Below are 22,554 nucleotides of genomic sequence, written 5' to 3'. Positions count from 1 at the left end.
GGCGAGAGCATGACGGCCGCGCCCCGGCGTTTCTGGGACGGGCGTCCCCGAATTACCCCAGCTTTCGAGCTGACCGTGCTCGTGCTGGCAATCGCGGTCGGCGTCGCCACCTATTTCGTCGTGCGCGCCGGCGCCGCGCCGCAGCGTTTGCTGACCCCACCACTCGTCGCGTTGTTGCTGGTGGTCAATCTTGGCCCCTGCGTCGCGCTGATCATGCTGCTCGGCCGCCGCATCGCGAAAAGCCGCGTGGCGAAATCCGGGACAGGCGGGGAAGGGCGGCTGCACGTCCGCCTGGTCGCGTTGTTCTCGACCATTGCCACCGTGCCGACCGTGCTTGCGGTGATCTTCGCGTCGGTGATGTTCCAATACGGCGTCGAATTCTGGCTGTCCGACCGCGTGAGTGGTTTGCTCAAAAATGCAACCACGCTTGCCCAAGAGTCATACGAACAGTCTTTATCTCGCTGGAACCAAGAGGCTCTGACCACCGCCACCGATCTCTCCGCGAATTTCAAGGTGCTCAGTGAGACGACCGACCCTGCTACGCTCAGCAAGGCGCGCGATCCAGTTTATGGTTCTCTGTTGCCCAACTATCTTGGTCAGCAAGCCTATTATCGCGCCCTTTCCGAAGTAGCGCTATTCACGATCAACAAGCAGAACGATATCCAGTTCATCGCGCGCGTCGACCCATACGGAAATGTGGCGCAGCAAATTGACCCGATTGCGGTAGCTGCTGTGCTCAAGGGCGAGCCGAGCATGGTGACGGTAAAGGGTAATCGCGTTCGAGTGCTAACGTTGGTCCCTGGCAGCAAGCAGATTTTCCTTTACGCTGGCAGGGTTACCGATGGTCCGGTGGTGGATCGACAGTCTCAGCGCGTGCTGGACGTGGTTGCCGAATTCAAAGCAACTCAATCGCGCGCCCGTGCGCTGCAGCTGGAATTCAACGCGGCCTTGTTCATCGTCGCGCTGCTGATCGTGGGGATCGCGGTGTGGATCGCGTTGGTCGTCGCCGATCGCCTGGTCCGCCCGGTCGGCGAAATGGTGGCGGCCGCGCGCCGCGTTGCCGATGGCGACCTGACCGCGCGCGTGCCCGATCCGCGAACCGATGACGAGGTCGGCACGTTGGCCAATGCGTTCAACCGCATGACTTTCAGGCTGCAGGAACAGACCGGTGCGCTCGAAAGCCGGCGCGCGCTGATCGAGGCGGTGATGTCGGGCGTCTCCGCCGGCGTGATCTCGGTCGATGGCGGCGGGACGATCCGGTTGATCAATGCCTCGGCGGTCGCCCAGCTCAAGCTCGACGAAACCCAGGCGGTCGGCGCGCAGCTGGTTGCCGTCGCGCCCGAGCTCGCCGAACTGCTCGAGGGCGACGCGCGCGAATCGATTGTGCAATTGACCACGGGCGGTGAGCCACGGACGCTCGCGGTGCGCATCACCGCCGATGAGGACGGGCGTGTCCTGACGTTCGACGACATCACCCAGCAATTGCTCGATCAGCGCCGCGCCGCGTGGTCCGACGTCGCGCGCCGCATCGCGCATGAGATCAAGAACCCGCTGACTCCGATCCAGCTCGCCGCCGAGCGGCTGCAACGCCGCTATGGCAAGACGATCGACGAGAAGGACGGCGTCTTCGCCCAGCTGACCGACACGATCGTGCGCCAGGTCGGCGATCTGCGCCGGATGGTCGACGAATTCTCCTCCTTCGCGCGCATGCCCAAGCCGGTTTTCCACCCCGAATCGCTGATCGACCTGACGCGCCAGGCGGTGTTCCTGCACGAAGTGGCGCATCCCGATATCACGTTCCGGCTCGACACGCCGGAGGCCGCACCCCTGGTCTGCGATCGCCGCCAGATCGGCCAGGCGCTGACCAACATCATCAAGAACGCGGTCGAGGCGATCGAGGCGCGCGGTGAGGATGCGCTGCCGGGCGAGATCAACGTCACGCTCGATCACGGCGAGCGCCTGATGACCGCGACCATCAGCGACAACGGCATCGGGCTGCCGCTCGAGCGCGATCGGATCGTCGAACCCTATATGACGACGCGCGCGCGCGGCACCGGCCTGGGCCTGGCGATCGTCAAGAAGATCATCGAGGAACATTGCGGCACGATCGCCTTTGCCGACCGCCCGGGCGGCGGCACGGTGGTGACGATCGTGTTCGACACCCTCCAACTCGACGCCCTGCTCGAAGACAATCGTGACCCCGCGGAAACCAGCAAGGGCGAAGGCGCGCTGGCGATGCTTACCCGTACCGGACAAAAATCATGAGCCTGGACATCCTCGTCGTCGACGACGAGCAAGACATTCGCGAACTCGTGGCCGGCGTCCTGCAGGACGAAGGCTATGAGACGCGCGCCGCCGCCGACAGCGACGCCGCGCTGGAAGCGATCGCGACGCGCCGGCCGAGCCTGGTATTGCTCGACGTCTGGCTGCAGGGATCGCGGCTCGACGGGCTGGAATTGCTGGAGGAGATCAAGCGGCGCGACGCCTCGATCCCGGTGCTGGTCATTTCCGGCCACGGCAATATCGATACCGCCGTCGCCGCGATCCGGCGCGGCGCGGTCGATTTCATCGAAAAGCCCTTCAACGCCGACCGCCTGTTGCTGATGGTCGGCCGCGCCACCGAAACCGAGCAATTGCGCCAGGAAGTCGCGTCCTTGCGCGCCGCGACCGGACGCGACACCGATCTGACCGGCACGTCGACCGCGATCAACGCGGTGCGGGCGACGCTCAAGCGTGTCGCGGGCACCGGCAGCCGCGTGCTGATCATGGGATCGGCGGGCGTCGGCAAGGAAGTTGCCGCGCGCCTCTTGCACAGCTGGAGCCAGCGGACCCAGGGCCCATTCATCGTCGTCAGTGCGGCGCGGATGATCCCCGAGCGGGTCGAAGAGGAGCTGTTCGGCGTCGAGGAAGCGGGCGATCTCGTGCGTACCGGCCTGCTCGAACAGGCGCATGGCGGGACCCTGTTCCTCGACGAGATCGCCGACATGCCAATGGCGACCCAGGGCCGTATCCTGCGCGTGCTGACCGATCAGAGCTTTACCCGGGTCGGCGGCACCCGCACGGTCAAGGTCGATGTCCGCGTCGTCTCGGCAACCGCTCGCGACCTCCAGGGCGAAATCGCCGAAGGGCGGTTCCGTGAGGACCTCTATTACCGGCTCAATGTCGTGCCGGTCACGATCCCGCCTTTGGCCGATCGCCGCGAGGACATTCCTGCGCTGGTCGACCATTTCGTCGCGCATTATGCCGCCGAGCGCCGTGTACCGACGCCTGAAGTCGCCGATGACGCCATGGTGGCGCTGCAAAGCTATGAATGGCCGGGCAATGTCCGCCAGCTTCGGAATGTGGTCGAGCGAACGATCATCCTGGCTCCCGGCGATCGCATCGGACGGATCGACGTCGACCTGTTGCCGGCCGACGTTCTGGGCGGCGCAGGCGAGGGGGCCGGCGCCTCGGCGATGATGGGCGCACCGTTGCGCGAGGCGCGCGAGACGTTCGAACGCGAATATCTCAAGGTCCAGATCCGGCGCTTTTCGGGCAATATCTCGCGGACCGCGACCTTCATCGGGATGGAGCGCTCGGCGCTGCACCGCAAGCTCAAGCTGCTGGGGATCACCGACAGCCGCGACGAATAGATATCGGTGCGCGCTATGTGTCCCATGGGGGTATCGCGAGCGCGCTGGACGTAGGGGCGGGGCCTCACCTATATAACGGACCGCGCGTGCCGCGTGGGCATGCGTTTCAGACGCCAGAGAACGGCGCCATGCGGGTCAAGGCCCGCCAAGACCAAGGATCGCCATATGGCCGACAAACAGACTTCGCTCCAGGACCTGTTCCTGAACGCTCTCCGCAAATCGAAGACTCCGGTGACCATGTTCCTGGTCAAGGGCGTGAAGCTTCAGGGCATCGTTACCTGGTTCGACAATTTCTCCGTCCTGCTCCGCCGCGACGGTCAGTCGCAGCTGATCTACAAACATGCCATCTCGACGATCATGCCGTCGAACCCGATCGACATCGCGGCGATCACCGATGCGATCAGCGCTGATCCCAAGAAGTCGCCGCTATTGCAGGAAATTTTCCTCAACGCGGTGCGCAAGTCGGAAGACAGCGTGACGATGTTCCTGGTCAATGGCGTCATGCTCCAGGGGCATATCGCGGCGTTCGACCTCTTCTGCATGCTGCTCGAGCGCGAAGGCATGGCGCAGCTGGTATACAAACATGCCGTATCGACGATTCAGCCGGCGCGTCCGCTGAATCTTGCTGAAGAATCAAACGGTTCTGACGAGGATTGACCACAGGATTTGAACGCGATCGCGATGAATTCGCCCGTGGTGCACGGGCGATCGTCGTGTTGCCCGACCAGGGCAATGCCAGCCGCGATGCCGATGCCCGGCTCGCGGAGACGGCGGGGCTTGCCGCGGCCATCGGCGTCGAGGTCGCTGAAAAGATCGCCTATCGCGTCCGCCAGCCCAAACCCGCGACGCTGATAGGGTCAGGGCAGGTCGAACAGCTCGCTGCGCAAGTCCGGATGGAGGATGCGCAGCTCGTTGTGTTCGACGCCAGCCTGACGCCGGTGCAGCAGCGTAATTTGGAAACGGCGCTCGAGTGCAAGGTGATCGACCGCACCGGGCTGATCCTCGAGATATTCGGCGAGCGCGCCGCGACCGCCGAAGGGCGATTGCAGGTCGAACTCGCGCATCTCGATTATCAGGCCGGCCGGCTGGTGCGCAGCTGGACTCACCTCGAGCGCCAGCGCGGCGGCTTTGGCTTCCTCGGCGGCCCCGGCGAAACCCAGATCGAGGCCGACCGCCGCCTGATCCGCGACCGCATGGCACGGCTGCGCAAGGAGCTCGAGCAAGTCAGCCGCACGCGGGGACTGCATCGCGATCGGCGCCAGCGCGCGCCCTGGCCGGTGATCGCGCTGGTCGGCTATACCAACGCAGGAAAATCTACGCTTTTCAATCGCCTGACCGGCGCTGACGTCATGGCGGAAAACCTGTTGTTCGCGACACTTGATCCCACGCTGCGGCAAATCCAATTACCGGGAATCGACAAGGCGATCCTGTCCGACACAGTGGGATTCGTCTCCGAACTCCCGACCCAACTCGTCGCCGCGTTCAAGGCGACCTTGGAGGAAGTGGTCTCGGCTGACCTGCTGATCCATGTCCGCGACATCGCGCATCCCGATACCGAGGCGCAGCGCGCCGATGTCGAGGAAGTGCTGCGCGAGATCGGCGTGGCCGACACGACCCCGCGGTTCGAGGCATGGAACAAGATCGACCTGCTCGACGGCGAAGAGCACGAGGACGCACTGGCCGAGGCCGCGCGCCGCGACGACGTCGTCGCGATCTCGGCGATGAGCGGGGAAGGGGTCGAGGAATTGAAGCGCGAGGTGGCAGTGATGCTGACCGTCGGGCATCGTCGCTATTCGATCACGCTCGATGCCGCCGATGGCGCGGGGGCCGCGTGGCTCCACCAACATGGTGAAGTGCTGGGGCAGGAGGTCGAGGGCGATCGAGCCAACTATGACGTCCGCATGGCGCCGCGCGATTACGAGCGATTCCAGCAACGTTGAGCGCTGAGCGCTGAACCTTGATCCGATGCAACCGAGCCAACGCCTCCCCGGCGAAGGCCGGGGCCCAGTCGCTATGAGATCTCAATGGCGGAATGCCGTCTCCGCGTCGTCGATACTGGGCCCCGGCCTTCGCCGGGGAAGCGTAAAGATGCCGGGGAAGCGCGGAGGTTGAGAACGATCAGGCGCGCTCACGAGCCTTTGCTGCCAGCCAAAGCGCTTCCTGCTGCTCGAGACTGCGTTCGGAAAACCTCTCATCCGCGGCTTCCATCGCCTTGAATCGGCGTTCGAATTTGGCGTTGGCCGTCCGCAACGCAGCTTCCGGGTCGATGCCCAGCTTGCGCGCCCAATTGACCACCGCGAACAGCAGGTCGCCGACTTCTTCCTCACGCTCGGCGTCGCTGGCGGCGGTTTCGACCTCGGCCAGTTCCTCGTCGATCTTGGCGCGCGGGCCGCTCGCATCGGGCCAGTCGAAGCCGGTGCGCGCTGCTCGTTTCTGGAGCTTTTCGGCTCGGAGCAAAGCGGGGAGGCCGATCGCGACCCCGTCGAGCGCGCTCTCGGCGCCCTTGGCCCCCCGCTCCGCGGCCTTGATTTGTTCCCAGAGGTAATGGCCGCCCTCGAGCGCATCGCCAAAGATGTGCGGATGCCGACGTTCCATCTTGTCACAGATCGCCGCGACGACGTCCTTGAGCGCGAAATCGCCGACTTCCTCGGCCATGCGCGCGTGGAACACGACCTGGAGCAGCAGATCGCCGAGTTCGTCCTTGAGGTCGGCCATATCGGCGCGCTCGATCGCGTCGGCGACTTCATAGGCTTCCTCGATCGTGTACGGCGCGATCGTCGAGAATGTCTGGACCGTGTCCCATTCGCAGCCGCTCACCGGATCGCGCAGCCGCGCCATGATTGCCACGAGACGATCGATATCGGTCGCGCTCATGCGAGGGGGGATCCCCCCTGTCGGTCATCCTTAAGATTGATAATATACATTATGTAAAACTCACTTGGAGTTTGGGGTGAGGATCAGCGTCTTGCCCTCCACCCGCCAGGATTTCAGCCGCGACAGGAAATTCATCCCCAGCACGTCTTGATCGCCGAATTCCGGCGCGACGATCGTCGACAAGTCGGTCGCGGTGATCCCACCGACCTTGAGCTTTGCGATCTTCGCCGACTTGCCCGTCACGCTGCCATTGGCGGTCGACACGATCGCCGGCGGCGCCATGCCGTCGAGATCGATCCTCGCGTCTGCCGCGGTCGTCGTGGACAGCGCGGTCACGGTCGCGCCGCTGTCGACCAGCATGACGCGCTCGACGCCGTTGATCGTCGCGCGTGCCCAGAAATGGCCGTCATCGGCCATCGGGATGCGGACTTCGCTGCCGACCACCGACTGATCGGGTCCGTAGAACAAGGCGCGCGTGCCGGAGACCAGCCACTGGTTCTGGTTGACGATCGCGACCACGATCAGGCCGGTGGCGAAGATGCCAATCCAGGCCAGCGCCATGACGGCAACGCGGCCCAGCGGCATGCGGCGCGCCAACAGCGCCGACAACGGGAGCACGAGCAGCAACACGTAGAAAATCACGTTTCCGGTCGTATCGCTCATCGCGCCACCTCGACTTCGAGCCCGTCATAGGCCGGTTCGACTCCTTTGGGGAGTTCGGCGAGCAAGGTCGCATAATCCATCGACTGATCGAGATGCGTCAGCGCAGCCCGTTTCGGGCGAAGCTCCTCGATCCAGGCCAGTGCCTCGGCGAGATTCGGATGGCTCGGATGCGGCTGGCGTCGCAGCGCATCGACGATCCACGCGTCGAGATCTTGATACAGAGCGCGCATATCATCGGTCATGACATTGAAATCGGTGGCATATCCGATCGCACCGCCATCAGCCTCGAAGCGCAGTCCGGCCGAGTGGATCGTACCATGCGGTTGATCGGTGACGCTGATCGACACGTCGCCGAGCGTTAGCCGATCCGGCAGCGGCTCGAGTGAAACGGTCGAAGGATAGCCGTCGCGCCCGGCAAAGACATAGCCGAAGCGCTCGGTCAGTACCGCGCCCGTCGACGGTCGTGCGAGCCCACGGATAGGCCGTCCGGCAGCGTGGAACAGCTGGCGCAGGTCGTCGATGCCGTGCGTGTGGTCGGCATGATCGTGAGTCCAGATGACCGCGTCGACCTGATCGACGTTCGCCGAGAGCAATTGTTCGCGCAAATCGGGTCCGGTATCGACCAAGATACGCGTGGTCGCGGTTTCGACCAGGATCGAGACGCGGCGGCGGCGGTTTTTGGGCTCGGCCGGATCGCACGCACCCCAGTCATTGCCGATCCGCGGCACCCCCGACGACGTTCCCGAGCCGAGGATACGAACCTTCACGCCAGCGTCTTGGCGAACAGGCGGTGGAAATTGGCGCGCGTCGCGTCGGCCAACTCGTCAGCATCCTCGCCACGCAATTGCGCCAGGAAGCGGCAGGTATCGGCGACAAAAGCGGGCTCGCCGGTCTTGCCGCGATGCGGGACGGGGGCGAGGAACGGCGCGTCGGTTTCGATCAGCAAGCGCTCACGCGGCAGTCGCGCCGCCGTCTCCTGCAGATCCTTGGCATTCTTGAACGTCACGATCCCGGAAATGGAGATATAAAAGCCAAGTTCCAAGGCTTTGTCGGCGAAATCGCCACTCGCGGTGAAGCAGTGGATGACGCCGGGATAGGTCCCCTGCTCCATTTCCTGGCGCAAGATCCGAGCGGTATCGTCCTCGGCGTCGCGGGTATGGACCACCAGCGGCAATTGCGTTTCGCGGCAGGCAGCGATGTGCGCGCGAAAGCTGGCGCGCTGATGCTCGCGGTCCGAATGATCGTAGTAATAATCGAGCCCGCTCTCGCCGATCCCGACGACGCGCGGATGCGCCGCGCGCTCGATCAGCTTGGCCGTATCGACATCGGGATGCTGGTCGGCCTCATGTGGATGGACGCCGATCGTCGCCCAGACGTCCGGCTCGCGCTCGGCGACGGCGATGACGTCATCCCATTCGCGCTCGCGCGTCGAGATGTTGAGCATCGCCACGACTCCGCTGTCGCGCGCGCGCTGCAGGACGTCGGCCTGGTGCTCGGCCAGGCCCTTGTAATTGAGGTGGCAATGGCTGTCGGCGAGCCTCATGCCGCGTCCACCGCCATTTCCAACCGGGGAAACACGCCGCTCGGCGCCGGCAGCGCGGTCCCGACCTCGATCGGCCGGTTGAGCGCATCGAAATCGCGCACGTCGGTCCCCTGCCCCAACAGATCGAGCAATTTGTCGGCGCTGTCCGGGATCGCCCAGCGCGCCATGATCGCGATCCGCCGCACGGCTTCAGCAGCGTAATAGAGGATCGTGTCGGCGCGCGCGGGATCGGTCTTGCGCACGCTCCACGGCGCCTGGTCGGCGAAATATTGGTTGGCGTCGCGCGCGGCCGACCAGATCGCCTCGAGCGCGGTATGGATCGCCAATTCGCCCATGGCTTCATGCATGCCGGCTTCGGCCGCTTTCACGCTCTCGACCAGCGCTTCCTCCGCCGCGGTCGCTGCGCCGGCCTCGGGCACGCGTCCGTCGCAATTCTTGGCGATGATCGACAGGCCGCGTTGCGCGAGATTGCCGAGGTTGTTGGCCAAGTCAGCGTTACAGCGTGTGACGATCGCTTCTTCCGAATAGCTGCCGTCCTGACCGAAGCTGACTTCGCGCAACAGGAAATAGCGCAGCGGATCGACGCCGAAGCGGTCGGCAAGCTCGATCGGGTCGGTCACATTGCCGACGCTCTTCGACATCTTCTCCCCGCGGTTGAGCAGGAAGCCGTGACCGAACACCTGTTTGGGCAGCGCGATATTCGCACTCATCAGGAAGGCTGGCCAGTAAATAGTATGGAATCGCACGATATCCTTGCCGATCAAATGCAGATCGGCGGGCCAGTATTTACCCAACGGGCCGTCCAGATCCGGATAGCCGATGCCGGTCAGATAGTTGGTCAAGGCGTCGACCCAGACGTACATAACATGGCCGTCGCTGCCGGGTACCTTGACCCCCCAATCGAAGCTGGTGCGCGAGACCGACAGGTCGGAGAGCCCGCCCGACACGAACGCGATCATCTCGTTGCGCCGGGCATCGGGCTGAATGAAGTTCGGATTGGCGACGTAGAAATCGAGCAAGGGCTGCTGGTATTTGCTCAGCCGGAAGAACCAGGTTTCCTCCGCGGTCCATTCGACCGGCGTGCCCTGGGGTGACAGTTTATCGCCCCCTTCCCCCTCGACCAGTTCCTTTTCGTCATAGAAGGCCTCGTCGCGGACCGAATACCAGCCCGCATAGCGATCGAGATACAGGTCGCCGGCAGCGGCCATGGCTTCCCAGATCGCCTGGCTAGCGGCGTGATGGTCGGCTTCGACGGTGCGGATGAAGCGATCGTATGATATATTAAGACGATCATCCATCGCCTTGAAATATCCGGACATCTCGTCGGCCAGCGCCCGCGTTTCGACGCCGCGATCGCGCGCGGTCTGGACCATCTTGAGGCCATGCTCGTCGGTGCCAGTCTGGAAGCGGACATCGCGTCCGGCCTGGCGATGATAACGCGCGATCGCATCGGCGGCGATCGCTTCATAAGCATGGCCGATATGCGGGCGGCCATTGGGATAGCTGATTGCGGTCGTGATATAATAGGGTTCGGCCATGCCCTGCCTCTAGTGCAGGTCCGGCGCGGATGGAACCTCCCGCCGGACGGGCGCCTGCGATCAGCGGCGCGTTGCTATCGGTGGCGCGGTCAGTGCCAGGCGCGCGACGATCCCCGCCATCTCGAACACTGTTCCCTGTGCATCAAGCGACAGGCCCAGCGCGCTGGCAGCCAAGTTGCGCGCCGCATCATGCGCATCGAGCGCAGTCCGCAATGCCTCACCCGATCGCGTCCGGGCGGCCGCGGCGATGAAACTCGGCGCGCGCTCCAGGAACGCTTCATACCGTTCCTGCGCCGCCTTGAGCGACAGCGCGCGGGCAAGTTCGGCGCGGGCGGCATTGCTGGGATCACCCTGCGCCAGTTCGGCCAGCGCCTTGTCGAGGCCGGGGATATCGAGCCCGGCCATCGCCAAAGCGCGGGCCGGCGACCCCTGCCCCACTCGAATCAATTCGTCGATCTCGTTCGACGCGACACCGGCATCGACGAGTGCCGCACGCATCTCCGCATCGTCGAGCGGGTCGAATCGCAACATCCTGCACCGCGAGCGGATCGTCGGCAGCAAGCGGCCGGGCGCGTGGCTGATCAGCAGGAACACCGTGCCGGCAGGCGGTTCCTCGAGATTCTTGAGCAAGGCGTTCGACGCGCCGGGGCGTTCGAGATCGTCGGCGGTATCGATCACCACCACGCGCCGGTCCGAATAGGTCGCCTTCACGCCCAGGAAATGGTCAAGCTCGCGCACCTGATCGACGCGGATACTCCTGGCCAAGCCCTGTTCGGGCTTCTTCTCGTCGCGCGGCAGCCGCTGCAGCACCTTGAGATCGGGATGCGACCCGGCATCGATCAATTGCTGTGTGCGGTCGCCGGGCGGAACCGCGAAATCGTCCGGCTGGCCGGGCCCGGCCAGGAGCCGGCGTGCCGCAAGCATCGCGAACCGCGCCTTGCCTACCCCTTCGGGGCCCGCAAAAATCCAGCCATGGTGCAGCGATCCGCTATCGATCGCGGCGGAAAAAGCCTGCCGTGCCGCAAGGTTACCATAGAGTGACGTCATGGCAGCAGGTCGGCGACCGCCTCGATCACGCTGGCTGCCACCGTTTCCACGTCACCTCCGGCGTCGATCAACCGAACGCGATCGGGTTCTGCCGCAGCGAATCGCCGGAACGCCGCCGCGACATCGTCATGGAACGCCCGTTCGCGCGCGGCGAAGCGGTCGGCCGCGGCTCCGTCGCGTGCCGCAGCGCGTTCCGCGCCGATCTCCGGTGAAACCTCGAGCACCAGGGTGCGGTCGGGCAGCAGCCCGCGTGATCCGAAGGCGTGCAGCGCAAGCACGGCGGCATCGTCGATCCCGCCCGCTACGCCCTGATACGCGCGCGACGAATCGATGAAGCGGTCACTGATCACCCAGGTGCCGATGCCGAGCGCCGGCTGGATGACCTTTTCGACATGGTCGGCACGCGCCGCGGCGAACAGCAACGCCTCGGTATGCGAGCTCCAGCGCTTGACCTCGCCCTGCATCAGCAGGTCGCGGATCGCCTCTCCACCTTCGCTGCCGCCGGGCTCGCGTGTGACGATAACGTCGAGGCCTCGCGCCCGGAGTTCGTCGGCGAGGCGGCGGACCTGGGTCGACTTGCCCGCGCCCTCGCCGCCCTCGATCGAGAGGAACTTGCCGCGCGCCACTTGTGCGTCAGCCGCCGAACAATTGCATCAGCCCGGCCCAGGCGCGCCCGAAGAAGCCCGCCGGGCCGACATCCTTGTCGGCGACGAGCGGGAAGCGCTGGTCGGGCATGCCGGGCGAGGTCACGATCAGGTCGGCGACATGGTCGCCCGCCTTGATCGGCGCCTTGAGCGGGCCGTCATAGACTACCTTGGCGTTGGTGTTGGGTGCAGTACCCGACGGCACGGTCATCGCCAGATTGTCCGCTGCGACCAGCCCGACGCTGCTCGACGATCCCAGCTGAACCTCGGCGGTGGCGATCTGCTTGCCCTTGGCGACGATCGGATGCGACTGCCAGGCGCGGAAGCCCCAATTCATGAACTTGATTGATTCGTCCTTGCGCTGATTGGAGCTGGTGAAACCCGCCGCCACCATGATCAGCCGTCGACCGTTCTGGTTCGCCGAGCCGACGAAGCTGTAGCCCGCTTCGTCGGTGTGACCGGTCTTAAGTCCGTCGGCACCGGCGACAACGCCGAGCAAGGGATCGCGATTGGCCTGATCGATGGCGCTTCCGTTCATCTGAGTGCCCCAGGTGAAGCTCGGCAGCGCATAGTAACGCTTGTAGAGATCGGGGAAGTCACGGATCGTCGCTTCGGCCAGCTTGGCGAGGTCACGTGCCGTGACATAGGTCACGCCGTTATCGGGCCAGCCGTTCGATGTCCCGAAATGGCTGTTGTTGAGCCCCAGCTTCTTCGCCGCCTCGTTCATCCGGTCGGTGAACGCCTGTTCGGTACCCGATATGCCTTCCGCCATAACGACGCAGGCGTCGTTGCCCGACAGCGTGACGATGCCCTTCAACAGATTGTCGACGCTGACGCTTTCGTCGGCCTTCAGGAACATGGTCGAGCCCTGGCTGTGCCATTTGCGCCAGGTTTCCGGGCTCATCGTGAATTGCTGGTCTGCCTTGAGCTGGCCCTTCTTGAGCATGTCGAACACGACATAGACCGTCATCATCTTGGCGGTGGACGCCGGCGGCATGCGATGGTCGGGGTCCTTCGAATAGAGGACCGCGTTGGACGACAAGTCGACCATATAGGCGACGGGGGCCGGCGTATCGAAGGTCGGCGCGGCCGCGGTGGCCGGCATGGCGGCCAGGACCAGAGCGGACGCGGCGCTCAGGTGGATCATCTTGGGCATATAGGTCATGGTGACAACAGTCCGTACGCTAAGGCGGGGTAAGATCAGTCCTGGCGGACCACACGAGCATCGCCATAGCCGCGCGCCGCCGCCGCGTCACGTGCCTGGCTGGCCTGATTTTTCGTCGCATAGGGTCCCATCCGTACGCGCCACACCGAGCCTGCCGGTATGGCCTGTCCGCCCAGGCTCCTGGCGAGTGCCGTGGCACGCGGCTGGCTCGAAAAGGCCGCCACCTGGACGTAGAATCCACCGGCGGTTGGCGCGGCGGGCTGGGTCGGCTTCCTGGCCGGAGTCTTGGCTGCCTGCGTCTCGGGTGGAATGCGGAGCGACGGGCGCGGCTGCATCGGCGTCGGCGCGGCGACGGAGACCGGCGCCCCGGTCAGCCGCTGGCGGAGTCCGGCGAGCAACGACGGTGGGGTATCCAGTCGCGGCACCCCCGGCTCGCCCGCACGCAGCGCCGCGAGGTCGGACGGGCTGGCGGTGACCGCACGAACGCGCACCGCCTCACGTCCGGTGATGCCCAGCGTCCGCGCCGCGCCTTGCGATAGGTCGATCAACAAATTGCTCTGACGCGGCCCCCGGTCATTGATCTGGACCAGAATTGTCCGTCCCGTGCCGAGCGCGGTTATTTCGGCATAGGAGCCGAGCGGCAGCGTGCGATGCGCCGCGGTGAATCCCTTGGGATCGAACGGAACGCCCGATGCCGTACGCCCACCGGCCAGCTCGTCGCCGTACCAAGTGGCATAGCCGACTTCATCATAGCGCGACTCGCCGCGCCCCGATGTGGCGCGCGGGCCATCCGACGATGGCGGCCCGGCATCGGCTTCGTCAGCGGAGAGCGGTGCGGGCCGGCCCGCGGGCGGCGCGACATCGGTGGTGCGAGCCGAGGCGAGCGGCATCGGCCGCGGCGCCTCTTGTGGAACAGATGGTGGATAGACCTGTGGATAACCGCCCCGTGGCACGCTGCCATAGGTCGGATCCGGCAAGCGCGGTCCGTCGCCAGATCTACCGCCCCCCACACACCCGGCCAGGACCAGGCATGCCCCCAGTCCGACCCCGAACGCCCCTTTATTCAACCGCATCCGCCAGCAGCCCCACGCTCAACGCATAAAAATTCGAACAATTGTAATCGAGGATGACCCGGTAATTGCCGGTCAGCAGATAAGCGGTCTTGCCCGGCCCGTCGGGCTCGATCAGCGTCGCCTGAATGTTGCCCGCCGGCCACGCCTTCGACTGCGGCACGATCCCCAGCGCGCGCCATTCGGCCATCGTCCGCCAGCCGCTTTGCCGAGCGAATACTTTGGGACAGCGTGGCGAAATCAGCTTGTTGGTGACACCCGAGCGATCGAACGTCGCGGGTACCGAAACGGCGAGACCCCAGGGTTGCCCGCGCCGCCACCCGGCATTGTAGAAATAATTGGCGATCGAGGCGAGCGTATCGGCGTCGCTGTTCCAGATGTCGGCACGGCCATCGCCATCGCCGTCGCGCGCCATGCGCAGATAGACCGACGGCAGGAATTGCGGCCCGCCCATCGCGCCCGCCCAGCTGCCGACGAGCTGGCTGCGCGTGACACCGCGATCGACCATCTTCATCGAGGCGATCAGTTCGCCCTCGAACAGCGAACGCCGGCGACCGTCATAGGCCAGGGTCGCCAAGGCTCGCGGCAGATCGAAATTGCCCATGATCCGGCCGTAATTGGTCTCATGCCCCCAGATCGCGACCATGATCGATTCGGGCACGCCTGTTTCGGCCTCGATCCGGCCAAGATGCGCGCGTTCGGCGAGGTACTTCGCCCTACCCTGTCCGATTCGGGCGGCGTCGACATGGCTACGTAAATACGGCGCGAAAGGCGGCGACGCGCTATTGGTCGGGTTGGCCGGATTGCCCCCCGGCTGGGCATGGTCGAGATCGATCACGCGCTGATTGAAGGTGAGCCCGGCCAATACCGAATCGACGCTCGATGGCTTCACCCCCTGGGCGATCGCGCGGCTGCGCACGCCTTGCAGATAGGCTTGAAACGCCGAATCGTCTTGTGCGTTGGCCGACCCGCTCGTCAGCCACAACCCGGCGGCCAGCGTGATCGCCGCCGCCATTCGTCCTATCATAGCCCGTCCGCGCATCGGCAGACCGTGCCACAGCGCGCGGTAAAGGTGAAATCCCATTGTCGCGCGACTTGCACAAATCGCCGTCCTTGACCAAAGCGCTGCTCGCGCGCGGAGAGGTGGCCGAGTGGTTTAAGGCAGCGGTCTTGAAAACCGCCGTGGGTTAACGCCCACCGTGGGTTCGAATCCCACCCTCTCCGCCAGCGCCGGATCGTCGATCGCAACGGGGCCGCTCTCCGAGAGCAGCCCCGTCGATCGTCTTCAATGGCGTTTCAGGCGGTTGCGGTTTCTTCCGACGCGGCGAGGGCCGAAGCGAAGTCGCGATAGGAACGGAGCGGGCGGCCCAGCAACCGGGTGAGGCGCTCGACGTCGCCGGCCTGCGGGATCATGCCATCGCTGACAAAGCGCTCGGCCATCAGGCGCATGTCATAGGCCGTCCATTTCGGCATGAAGCTCGTCAAATTCTGCTCGAACGCGCTGGGATCATCGCCGCCATAGACGATCGGGCGGCCGAGGACGTCCGACCAGATCGCGGCCACGTCCGAACCAGTCAGCGTGTCGGGACCGACGAGGTTGATCGTCTCGACCGGTAGCGTGGCCGGCGCCTGCGCACGGCGGACGAGTTCGATCGCCGCGACCTCTGCGATGTCGCGCGCATCGACCATGGCGAGACCCTTGCCGCCGATCGGCATGGGGTAGACGCCGTGGTCGAGGATGACGTCCTTGATCATATGCTCATTGTCGATGAAGTAGGACGGACGCAGGATCGTGGCGTTGAAACCCATCTGTTCGATCATTCGCTCGGCACCGAATTTCACCGCGAAGTGCGGCACGTTCACGAACAGATCGGCATGGATCACCGACAGATAGACAAGGCGATCGACGCCCATTTCGCGCGCGATGTTGAGCGTGACGAGCGCCTGGGTGAATTCATCCCCGGTTACCGCATTGAGCAGGAAAAATGCGTCGACGCCGGTGAACGCAGCGCGCTGTGCGTCGATATCGAGCAGGTCGCCTTGCGCGACCTCCACCCCGGCAGGGAAATCGGCTTTCGCAGGATCGCGGGTAAGCACGCGCACGGAGGCGCCCCGGTTGACGAGCTGATCGACGACATGGCGCCCGACGCGGCCGGTCGCGCCGATAACGAGAATGGTCATGATGTGTCTCCTGAGGTGTCTTGATTGACGCCCCGAAGTTAGTGATCCACAGATGCACCAATAGACGCTATATCTGGACATACTGTCTCGCTGGTGGAACATATGGATCTTCTCGCCCTCGCCGATTTCAACCTCGTCGCCAGGCATGGCGGGTTCGGACGCGCCGCACGGGCCGCCACACGCCCCAAGGCGACGCTGTCCCGGCGGGTGGCGGAATTGGAGGCCGGGCTCGGCGTGCGCTTGTTCGAGCGCGGCGGCCGCGATCTAAAGCTCACCGAAGAAGGGCGCGCACTCCATGAACGGACCGGGCGGCTGCTTAGCGAACTCAACGAGACGGCAGCGGCAATAGCAGCGGGCGGCGATGCTCCGCGCGGCCGACTGCGGATCAGCGCCCCTTCGCTCTTTTCGCAGATCGCGATGGGCAGGCTCGCCGCCGGCTTTGCGCTCGAATATCCCGAGGTGCGGCTGGAAGTCACGACCGACGACCGCAACGTCGACATGATCGAGGAGGGCTATGATCTGGTCATTCGGGTCAACCCACGACCCGACGAGAGTCTGATCGGGCGGGCCTTCCTGCGTGACCGGCTGGTGGTCGCGGCGGCACCGGCGCTCGATCGGCCGATTGACGGTTCGGCGGTGCGAGCTGTCGTGCGCGGATCGGCCGATCTGTCGGGCGACTGGAACGTGATTACGACGAGCGGACGGTCGACGATCGCGATCGATCCTGTCCTGTCCCTTTCATCCATGGTGATGGTCCGCGACGCGGTCCGACAAGGTCTCGGTGCTGGCCGCCTGCCGCTTTCGCTGGTCAGCCATGACCTGGCGGCCGGTCGGCTAGTGGCATGGGCCGATGCTGACGAACCCGAGACCAGCTTGTGGGCGCTATATCCGTCGACCCGGCTTCTCAGCGGCCGCGTGTCCGCGTTCCTGTCGTATCTGAAAAAGGTCTTCCCCAGCGGCTCGCCTGACGAGTTGGCGGCGTTTATCGACTAAGGATGCGTCGAACGCGGCTCGCCGGCACCGTGATCGCGGTCGCAGCGCGGCTTGGGTGCGCAATGACTGGCCGAATGCCGCACGTCGCAGCGCTTTGCGTCGTCGGCTCGGCGCGGTTGGACACAGCCTTTATCGACGGTAGACGTCACGGCGGCGACCTGGCCGACCGGCATCTGCGTCAGGCCGAGCCCCGCTACTGCACCGACCAGCAGTCCAATCCCCGCGAATGCACCATAGCGGCGCATCACCGTCGGTTTACGGGCGGGAGGATGATAGAGCGAGATACCTGGTTTGCGACGCATGCGATTATCTGAGCGGCTCGTTAGCAGATTCCGGTCGCCGGCCATAGCCGAGAGCGTAGCGCTACGGCCGAGGGGCGATCAGGCAGCCCCCACCTCGACCAGCGCTTCATACAGATGGTCGGGCAATGTCCGGTGGAACAGGCAGCCGGCCTGAAAATCATCGGCCCAGCGGACCGTCGCCGCGATCTGACCCGCGCCGGGCAGAGTCAGCCAGATCACGCTGTCTTTCTTGAGCGCCGAATAGGTCGAGATGCGCGCGCCTTCGGGCGACAAGTCGGTCACGCGGCACAATGTCCGGTCGAGCCCGTCCCTGCCCAGCTTGGCGTCGAGCGACACGGGGGCGCGCGGGGAGCGGCGGCGGTTCATCACCGCTGGTTCGAACTCCGCCGAAATATTGATCTGCCTGGCTTCCATGACGAAAAGTCTAGGCACACGATGCCTAAGACAGCGTTAAGGACGGCAATCTCCCGACATGCGAACGCCGCGCTCCCAGGAGGGAACGCGGCGTCGAACGTCACACTACCGCCGAAGCGGCGCGGCTTACTTCTTGGTGAGCGACAGCCCGCCGAAGCGCTTGTTGAAGCGCGCCACCTGACCGCCCGCATCGAGCATCTGGCCACGACCGCCGGTCCAGGCCGGGTGCGACAAAGGATCGATTTCGAGCGTCATCGTGTCGCCTTCCTTGCCCCAGGTGGAGCGGGTTTCGTACACGGTGCCGTCGGTCATCTGGACCTTGATCATGTGGTAATCGGGGTGAGCGTCTTTCTTCACGTCGCGAAATCCTTTTGAAAGCCGCCGGTTTCCGACCGGCAGCGAAGGCGCGGCGCCTAGCAGAGGGCGTCCGCAAGTGCAAGATTATGACTAAGGCGTCGCCGCCGCGTCAGACCGAAGGCGGATCGGCGATCATCGCCGTGAAGTTCGCCTGTGCGGCCAACTGACCATCTATCAACGCCCGGCCCGCGAATTTGCACACCGACGAGCGCTTCTGGACGAACTCGACCTCGAGCCTAAGCAGCACGCCGGGTTCGACCGGCTTGCGAAACTTGGCTTCGTCGATCGCCATGAAATAGACCAGCTTCCTCGACCCGGCGAGCCCCAGGCTCTCGACCGCCAGCACGCCGGCAGCCTGTGCCAGCGCCTCGACGATCAGCACGCCGGGCATGATCGGGCGGCCAGGGAAATGGCCCTGGAAGAAGCCTTCGTTGATCGTCACCGCCTTGATCGCGACGATCGACCGGTCGAGGATCAATTCCTCGACGCGGTCGACCAGAAGCATCGGGTAGCGGTGCGGTAGCGCCGCCATCACCCGCCCGATATCGAGCGGGCCGATGGAAGCGGCTGCCGTCGCCTCTTCGTTCACCGTCCGGACGGCTTCTTGCCGGTCGTCGGTGCCGGCGCCGGGGGCAGCGCGCCGCCCGGAACGCCCGCGGGCGGATTACCGCGCGGCGCCGCCGGGGCACCGGCAGGGTTGCCGCCCGGCTGCCAGTTTGCCGGCGGGGTGATGCTGACGGTCGTCACCAGCTTGTTGAGCTCGGCGGTGATATCGTCAGTGATGTCGGCATTGGCGTCAAAGTCGAGCGCGGCTTCCGGACGAATCACCAGGCTGACGCGCTTGGTCGTCTTGACCGTGGCATAGGCCTGCTGGAATTTGGCCGAGATCTGTTCGATCGCATAAGCGCGAGCGCGCAGGGCCGGCATTTCCGCCGTCGATGCCTGCTGCTCCTTTTGCTGGATCGAAGCGAAATTGGGCGAGGCGCGCAGCTTGGCAAGCTCGGAATCGTCGAGCTGGCCATCCTTGTTGGCGTCGAACGCCTGCTCCAGCGGCGCGAGCTCCTTGCGGATCGCTTCGGCCTGATCGAGACCGGTCTTGTAGGTGGTCTTGATCTGGGCGATCGCGTTGGTGAACGCGGCGGTCTTCAGGATCGCGGTCTGCGGGTCGGCGACGGCGACGGACTGCGCCGAGGCGACGGGCGCCAACGCCAGGCCGGTCGTCAGCGCGACCGCGCTGATGCCGAGATATTTGATCATGCTATTCATCAGAATTGAGTCCCTACGTTGAATGTTACGAGTTTGGTATCGTCGCCCGGCGAATGCAGAAGCGCTTTGGCGATGTCGATGCGAAGTGGCCCGAAGGGCGAGTTCCAATTGACCCCGAAGCCGATCGAGACGCGCGGCCGCGGCGTGTCGCCGAGGAACTGCTCGTCGAACGCCGGAGTAGAACTGGTCAGCGCGTTGTTGGCCGCGCTGCCCACGCAATTGCCGCTCGCGTCGGGAATGCCAGTCTGACAGAGTGTCTGGGTTTGCGCACTGGTGGTGGGGTCGACATAATAGTAAAGTTGCCGGCCGGAACTGTCTTTGATCGGCGTTACGATCGGGTCGTAGATCGTCTTCTTGGTAACGGGGTCGATGTGCGACGGGAAAGTAGTCAACTTCGGCTTGGTTACCCCCCAAACGGCGCCTACATCGACGAAGATCGATGGACGAAGCCCCAGCTCGCGAATGCCGCCCGAAAGCGGTGGCTGAAGCTCGAACCGCACGAGATAATAGGCCCGACCGCCCAAGGCGTCGTCGACATAATTCTTCTTGTCGGGATCAAGTGTCTGGGCGGTGACGACGCCGTTCGCGTCGGTCGTGTTGATGTAATTGGTACGCCGGACGCGCGGGCCGACGCCGCGAATGTCGAACCCGCGGATCTGCGGCTCGCCGAGATAGAAGCGATCGGTGATGCGAACCTTGTCGATGCCGGCGCCGCGACTCTTTTCCAGGCTGGCGATATAGCCGGCCTCGCCACTGATCGAGAAAATCCAGTTATGGCCGAGGTTCATGTATTTCGACGCTTCGATCCGTGAGCGGACATAGCGCACATCGCCGCCCAGCCCAGCGAAGTCCTGGCTAAGCACCAGGCGCTTGCCTGCGGTCGGCTTCAGACGGCTGTTGAGGCTATCGTAGACCAGCGAATAGCCGAGCACTGATGACAGGCGATTGCCGATCGCATCGCACAAATAGCGTCCGGCCTGCAGCGGATCGCAAGTATCGTTGCTGCTATTGCCGCGGATGCCGTCGAAATTGTTATCGGTGTAATAGGTGCCCTTATCGAGCCCGACTTCGTCATAGGTCAGCCCGTAGCGCGCCGACAACGACCAATATTCGGTGATCGGCACGCCGGTGCGGACCTGGAAGCCGGTCGAGACCTGCGAATAGGTCGTCTGGCGCTGGTCGCCGAGATAGTTGAACGAATTGTAGTCGCGGCGGAAGATGTCGACGCCGACGGCGACGTTCTTGTTGAACAGATACGGCTCGGTGAAACCGAGCGAGACCGACTTCGAATAGACCGAATAATCGACATTGGCGCGCAATTCCTGGCCCTTGCCGCGGAAATTGCGCTGCGTGATGCCCGCCTGGATGATGAACCGTTCGAGGCTCGAATAGCCCGCTGACAGCGACAGTTCGCCCGTCGCCTTTTCCTCGACATTCGCGTTGAGCACGACGCGGTCGGGCGCGGAGCCCTGCTCCTGCTTGATCTCGAACTTGTCCTGGAAGAAGCCCAGGCTGTTGATGCGATCCTGCGAGCGCTTGACCTGGAAGCTGTTGAACGCATCGCCTTCCGCCAGGCGAATCTCGCGGCGCACGACCTTGTCCTGCGTGTTGCGGTTGCCGGTGATGTCGATCTTCTCGATGTACGACCGTTTAGCTTCCGCGATGTGGAAGTTGATCGACATGGTCAGCTTGTCGGGGTCGCGGTTGAATTCGGGGTTCACGTCGGTGAACGCATAGCCGAACAGACCGGCGGTTTCGTTCAGCCGGTCGACCGAATCTTCGACGCGCTTGGCATTGTACCAATCGCCCTTGTTGATCCCTAGCCCTGCCGCCAGTTTGGTATTGTCGAAATCGCGGATATCGCTGTCGACGGTGACGTTGCCGAACTTATAGCGCGGACCTTCTTCCACCACATAAGTGATGATGAAGTTCTTCTTGTCCGGGGTCAGCTCGGCCACGGCCGATGTCACGCGGAAATCAGCGTAACCCTGGGTCAGGTAGAACTGTCGCAGCTTCTGCTGGTCGTAAGCCAGGCGATCCTGGTCGTACGAGGTGTTGGACGACATGAAGCGGGTCAGGCGCGCCTGCTTGGTGACCATCTGCTCGCGCAGCTTGCCATCGGAAAAGACGTTATTGCCGATGATGTTGATCGCGCGGACCTTGCTCTTGGGTCCCTCATCGATCTCGAACACGACGTCGACGCGGTTCTGGTCGAGGCTGACCATCTTGGGCTCGATCCGCGCGGCGAAGCGGCCCTGGCGACGATAGAGCTCGACGATCCGCGCGACGTCCTGGCGCACCGCGGTGCGCGTGAAAATCTGACGCGGCGCGAGTTTGATTTCCTTGGTGATCTTGTCCGACTTGAGGGTCTTGTTGCCCTCCAGGATCACGCGGTTGATGATCGGGTTCTCGCGCACGCGGATTGCGATCTCGCCTGTTTCCGCCCCCGCGATCGAGATGTCGGCGAACAGATCGCTGGCGTACAGGTCGCGGATCGCCTGATCGAGCGTCTCGTTGCTGTAGACCTGACCGACACGCAGCTTGGTGTACGACATGACCGTTTCCGGCTCGATACGCTGCGATCCTTCGACGCGCAGCGATCGGATGATCTTCTGCGGTGCCACGGCGGGCGATGTCGGCGCGGCGGGCGCGGTCTGGGGCGCGGCAGGCGCGGTCTGCGGTGCCGCTGCCTTGGGCGCGGGAGCGGCGGGCGCAGCGGTTGCGGTCTGCGCGGCGGCTGCCACGGGGACCCCCGAGAGCATTGTTCCCGCGAGCAACACCGTCACGGCGCGCGTTCCGAACTTCGACGTATTGATAACTTTCACCATTCCACCCCAGCCGGAGACATTGCCGTCGCGTGATTTA

Annotated in this window: 22 protein-coding genes and 1 tRNA gene; 6 read left to right on the top strand and 17 right to left on the bottom strand. The window is 64.4% G+C overall.

All coding sequences use genetic code 11. The features are described from left to right. Positions 1 to 9 precede the first annotated feature (9 nt). From SMA01S_RS07195 to hflX, 4 genes are all read left to right on the top strand, one after another. Positions 10 to 2,265 carry a sensor histidine kinase NtrY-like gene (locus SMA01S_RS07195; RefSeq protein WP_066819956.1) on the top strand — a complete coding sequence of 752 codons (2,256 nt, stop codon included), beginning with the start codon at positions 10 to 12 and terminating at the stop codon, positions 2,263 to 2,265. Next, positions 2,262 to 3,632: a nitrogen assimilation response regulator NtrX gene (ntrX, locus tag SMA01S_RS07190; RefSeq protein WP_066819807.1), complete on the top strand. Its 1,371-nt coding sequence runs from the start codon at positions 2,262 to 2,264 to the stop codon at positions 3,630 to 3,632. Before SMA01S_RS07195 ends, ntrX begins: the two co-directional genes overlap by 4 nt. Positions 3,633 to 3,731: 99 nt before the next feature. After that, positions 3,732 to 4,289 carry an RNA chaperone Hfq gene (gene hfq / locus SMA01S_RS07185; protein WP_084250157.1) on the top strand — a complete coding sequence of 186 codons (558 nt, stop codon included), beginning with the start codon at positions 3,732 to 3,734 and terminating at the stop codon, positions 4,287 to 4,289. Continuing rightward, positions 4,286 to 5,572, top strand: a complete 1,287-nt coding sequence (gene hflX, locus SMA01S_RS07180; protein WP_066819803.1) for a GTPase HflX — start codon at positions 4,286 to 4,288, stop codon at positions 5,570 to 5,572. The genes hfq and hflX overlap by 4 nt, the downstream gene beginning before the upstream one ends. A gap of 178 nt (positions 5,573 to 5,750) precedes the next feature. Here the strand turns inward: hflX and mazG are convergent, their stop codons facing one another. The 10 genes from mazG to SMA01S_RS07130 all read right to left on the bottom strand — a co-directional run bounded on the left by mazG (position 5,751) and on the right by SMA01S_RS07130 (position 15,191). Further along, positions 5,751 to 6,506 carry a nucleoside triphosphate pyrophosphohydrolase gene (gene mazG / locus SMA01S_RS07175; RefSeq protein WP_066819801.1) on the bottom strand — a complete coding sequence of 252 codons (756 nt, stop codon included), beginning with the start codon at positions 6,504 to 6,506 and terminating at the stop codon, positions 5,751 to 5,753. Between the two features lie 60 nt (positions 6,507 to 6,566). Then, the gene (locus tag SMA01S_RS07170; RefSeq protein ID WP_066819799.1) at positions 6,567 to 7,169 is read right to left on the bottom strand and encodes a retropepsin-like aspartic protease family protein; all 603 of its coding nucleotides are present in this window, start codon (positions 7,167 to 7,169) and stop codon (positions 6,567 to 6,569) included. Then, positions 7,166 to 7,936, bottom strand: coding sequence for an MBL fold metallo-hydrolase (locus tag SMA01S_RS07165; RefSeq protein WP_066819797.1), 771 nt, complete (start codon positions 7,934 to 7,936; stop codon positions 7,166 to 7,168). Before SMA01S_RS07165 ends, SMA01S_RS07170 begins: the two co-directional genes overlap by 4 nt. After that, the gene (locus SMA01S_RS07160) at positions 7,933 to 8,712 is read right to left on the bottom strand and encodes a TatD family hydrolase (protein ID WP_066819795.1); all 780 of its coding nucleotides are present in this window, start codon (positions 8,710 to 8,712) and stop codon (positions 7,933 to 7,935) included. The genes SMA01S_RS07165 and SMA01S_RS07160 overlap by 4 nt, the downstream gene beginning before the upstream one ends. Next, positions 8,709 to 10,250, bottom strand: a complete 1,542-nt coding sequence (gene metG / locus SMA01S_RS07155; protein WP_066819793.1) for a methionine--tRNA ligase — start codon at positions 10,248 to 10,250, stop codon at positions 8,709 to 8,711. Before metG ends, SMA01S_RS07160 begins: the two co-directional genes overlap by 4 nt. 60 nt (positions 10,251 to 10,310) lie before the next feature. Further along, on the bottom strand, positions 10,311 to 11,297 hold the full coding sequence (locus SMA01S_RS07150) for a DNA polymerase III delta subunit-related protein (protein WP_066819791.1): 987 nt from the start codon (positions 11,295 to 11,297) through the stop codon (positions 10,311 to 10,313). Continuing rightward, on the bottom strand, positions 11,294 to 11,923 hold the full coding sequence (tmk, locus tag SMA01S_RS07145; RefSeq protein ID WP_066819789.1) for a dTMP kinase: 630 nt from the start codon (positions 11,921 to 11,923) through the stop codon (positions 11,294 to 11,296). The genes SMA01S_RS07150 and tmk overlap by 4 nt, the downstream gene beginning before the upstream one ends. Positions 11,924 to 11,930: 7 nt before the next feature. Further along, a complete protein-coding gene (locus SMA01S_RS07140; RefSeq protein WP_439654304.1) occupies positions 11,931 to 13,088 on the bottom strand; it encodes a D-alanyl-D-alanine carboxypeptidase family protein in 1,158 nt (385 codons plus the stop codon). A gap of 53 nt (positions 13,089 to 13,141) precedes the next feature. Beyond that, positions 13,142 to 13,996: a septal ring lytic transglycosylase RlpA family protein gene (locus tag SMA01S_RS24500; RefSeq protein WP_066819787.1), complete on the bottom strand. Its 855-nt coding sequence runs from the start codon at positions 13,994 to 13,996 to the stop codon at positions 13,142 to 13,144. Positions 13,997 to 14,165: 169 nt separating this feature from the next. Next, the gene (locus SMA01S_RS07130) at positions 14,166 to 15,191 is read right to left on the bottom strand and encodes a lytic murein transglycosylase (protein ID WP_245649190.1); all 1,026 of its coding nucleotides are present in this window, start codon (positions 15,189 to 15,191) and stop codon (positions 14,166 to 14,168) included. A 122-nt stretch (positions 15,192 to 15,313) separates the two neighbouring features. Between SMA01S_RS07130 and SMA01S_RS07125 the strand changes: the two genes are divergently transcribed. Further along, a tRNA-Ser gene (locus SMA01S_RS07125) sits at positions 15,314 to 15,403 on the top strand. 69 nt (positions 15,404 to 15,472) lie between these two features. On the opposite strand, the gene SMA01S_RS07120 is transcribed toward SMA01S_RS07125, so the two are convergent. Beyond that, positions 15,473 to 16,357 carry an SDR family oxidoreductase gene (locus tag SMA01S_RS07120; protein WP_066819785.1) on the bottom strand — a complete coding sequence of 295 codons (885 nt, stop codon included), beginning with the start codon at positions 16,355 to 16,357 and terminating at the stop codon, positions 15,473 to 15,475. A 102-nt stretch (positions 16,358 to 16,459) separates the two neighbouring features. On the opposite strand from SMA01S_RS07120, the gene SMA01S_RS07115 reads away from it, so the two are divergent. Further along, the gene (locus SMA01S_RS07115; RefSeq protein WP_066819783.1) at positions 16,460 to 17,350 is read left to right on the top strand and encodes a LysR family transcriptional regulator; all 891 of its coding nucleotides are present in this window, start codon (positions 16,460 to 16,462) and stop codon (positions 17,348 to 17,350) included. On the opposite strand, the gene SMA01S_RS07110 is transcribed toward SMA01S_RS07115, so the two are convergent. The 6 genes from SMA01S_RS07110 to bamA all read right to left on the bottom strand — a co-directional run bounded on the left by SMA01S_RS07110 (position 17,347) and on the right by bamA (position 22,517). Continuing rightward, positions 17,347 to 17,652 carry a hypothetical protein gene (locus SMA01S_RS07110; RefSeq protein WP_157093851.1) on the bottom strand — a complete coding sequence of 102 codons (306 nt, stop codon included), beginning with the start codon at positions 17,650 to 17,652 and terminating at the stop codon, positions 17,347 to 17,349. The two genes, SMA01S_RS07115 and SMA01S_RS07110, sit on opposite strands and share 4 nt — an antisense overlap. A 78-nt stretch (positions 17,653 to 17,730) precedes the next feature. Next, positions 17,731 to 18,066 carry a PilZ domain-containing protein gene (locus tag SMA01S_RS07105; protein WP_066819776.1) on the bottom strand — a complete coding sequence of 112 codons (336 nt, stop codon included), beginning with the start codon at positions 18,064 to 18,066 and terminating at the stop codon, positions 17,731 to 17,733. 126 nt (positions 18,067 to 18,192) lie between these two features. Next, the gene (rpmE, locus tag SMA01S_RS07100; protein WP_066806082.1) at positions 18,193 to 18,423 is read right to left on the bottom strand and encodes a 50S ribosomal protein L31; all 231 of its coding nucleotides are present in this window, start codon (positions 18,421 to 18,423) and stop codon (positions 18,193 to 18,195) included. A gap of 109 nt (positions 18,424 to 18,532) precedes the next feature. Then, complete coding sequence (gene fabZ / locus SMA01S_RS07095) at positions 18,533 to 19,012, bottom strand: 3-hydroxyacyl-ACP dehydratase FabZ (protein ID WP_281179156.1); 480 nt, start codon at positions 19,010 to 19,012, stop codon at positions 18,533 to 18,535. Next, a complete protein-coding gene (locus SMA01S_RS07090) occupies positions 19,009 to 19,689 on the bottom strand; it encodes an OmpH/Skp family outer membrane protein (protein WP_066819774.1) in 681 nt (226 codons plus the stop codon). Before SMA01S_RS07090 ends, fabZ begins: the two co-directional genes overlap by 4 nt. Continuing rightward, positions 19,689 to 22,517 (bottom strand): outer membrane protein assembly factor BamA, encoded by a 2,829-nt coding sequence (gene bamA / locus SMA01S_RS07085; protein ID WP_084250155.1) that lies wholly within the window; start codon positions 22,515 to 22,517, stop codon positions 19,689 to 19,691. The genes SMA01S_RS07090 and bamA overlap by 1 nt, the downstream gene beginning before the upstream one ends. Between the last annotated feature and the right edge of the window lie 37 nt (positions 22,518 to 22,554).

The sequence above is a fragment of the Sphingomonas mali NBRC 15500 genome, from assembly GCF_001598415.1.
Classification (GTDB): domain Bacteria; phylum Pseudomonadota; class Alphaproteobacteria; order Sphingomonadales; family Sphingomonadaceae; genus Sphingomonas; species Sphingomonas mali.
Note: the sequence above shows the minus strand (reverse complement) of the source record. Positions and strands in the feature narration are given on the sequence as shown.

What these genes read in the sequence shown, in the direction of transcription:
- SMA01S_RS07115 (WP_066819783.1), top strand. Translation starts at nt 16,460, where the DNA reads ATGGATCTTCTCGCCCTCGCCGATTTCAACCTCGTCGCCAGGCATGGC.
- SMA01S_RS07110 (WP_157093851.1), bottom strand. Translation starts at nt 17,652, where the DNA reads ATGCGTCGCAAACCAGGTATCTCGCTCTATCATCCTCCCGCCCGTAAA.
- ntrX (WP_066819807.1), top strand. Translation starts at nt 2,262, where the DNA reads ATGAGCCTGGACATCCTCGTCGTCGACGACGAGCAAGACATTCGCGAA.
- SMA01S_RS07195 (WP_066819956.1), top strand. Translation starts at nt 10, where the DNA reads ATGACGGCCGCGCCCCGGCGTTTCTGGGACGGGCGTCCCCGAATTACC.
- SMA01S_RS07105 (WP_066819776.1), bottom strand. Translation starts at nt 18,066, where the DNA reads ATGGAAGCCAGGCAGATCAATATTTCGGCGGAGTTCGAACCAGCGGTG.
- mazG (WP_066819801.1), bottom strand. Translation starts at nt 6,506, where the DNA reads ATGAGCGCGACCGATATCGATCGTCTCGTGGCAATCATGGCGCGGCTG.
- SMA01S_RS07120 (WP_066819785.1), bottom strand. Translation starts at nt 16,357, where the DNA reads ATGACCATTCTCGTTATCGGCGCGACCGGCCGCGTCGGGCGCCATGTC.
- metG (WP_066819793.1), bottom strand. Translation starts at nt 10,250, where the DNA reads ATGGCCGAACCCTATTATATCACGACCGCAATCAGCTATCCCAATGGC.
- hfq (WP_084250157.1), top strand. Translation starts at nt 3,732, where the DNA reads ATGCGTTTCAGACGCCAGAGAACGGCGCCATGCGGGTCAAGGCCCGCC.
- SMA01S_RS07140 (WP_439654304.1), bottom strand. Translation starts at nt 13,088, where the DNA reads ATGATCCACCTGAGCGCCGCGTCCGCTCTGGTCCTGGCCGCCATGCCG.
- SMA01S_RS07130 (WP_245649190.1), bottom strand. Translation starts at nt 15,191, where the DNA reads ATGGCGGCGGCGATCACGCTGGCCGCCGGGTTGTGGCTGACGAGCGGG.
- SMA01S_RS24500 (WP_066819787.1), bottom strand. Translation starts at nt 13,996, where the DNA reads ATGCCGCTCGCCTCGGCTCGCACCACCGATGTCGCGCCGCCCGCGGGC.
- SMA01S_RS07170 (WP_066819799.1), bottom strand. Translation starts at nt 7,169, where the DNA reads ATGAGCGATACGACCGGAAACGTGATTTTCTACGTGTTGCTGCTCGTG.
- SMA01S_RS07150 (WP_066819791.1), bottom strand. Translation starts at nt 11,297, where the DNA reads ATGACGTCACTCTATGGTAACCTTGCGGCACGGCAGGCTTTTTCCGCC.
- SMA01S_RS07160 (WP_066819795.1), bottom strand. Translation starts at nt 8,712, where the DNA reads ATGAGGCTCGCCGACAGCCATTGCCACCTCAATTACAAGGGCCTGGCC.
- bamA (WP_084250155.1), bottom strand. Translation starts at nt 22,517, where the DNA reads ATGGTGAAAGTTATCAATACGTCGAAGTTCGGAACGCGCGCCGTGACG.
- SMA01S_RS07090 (WP_066819774.1), bottom strand. Translation starts at nt 19,689, where the DNA reads ATGAATAGCATGATCAAATATCTCGGCATCAGCGCGGTCGCGCTGACG.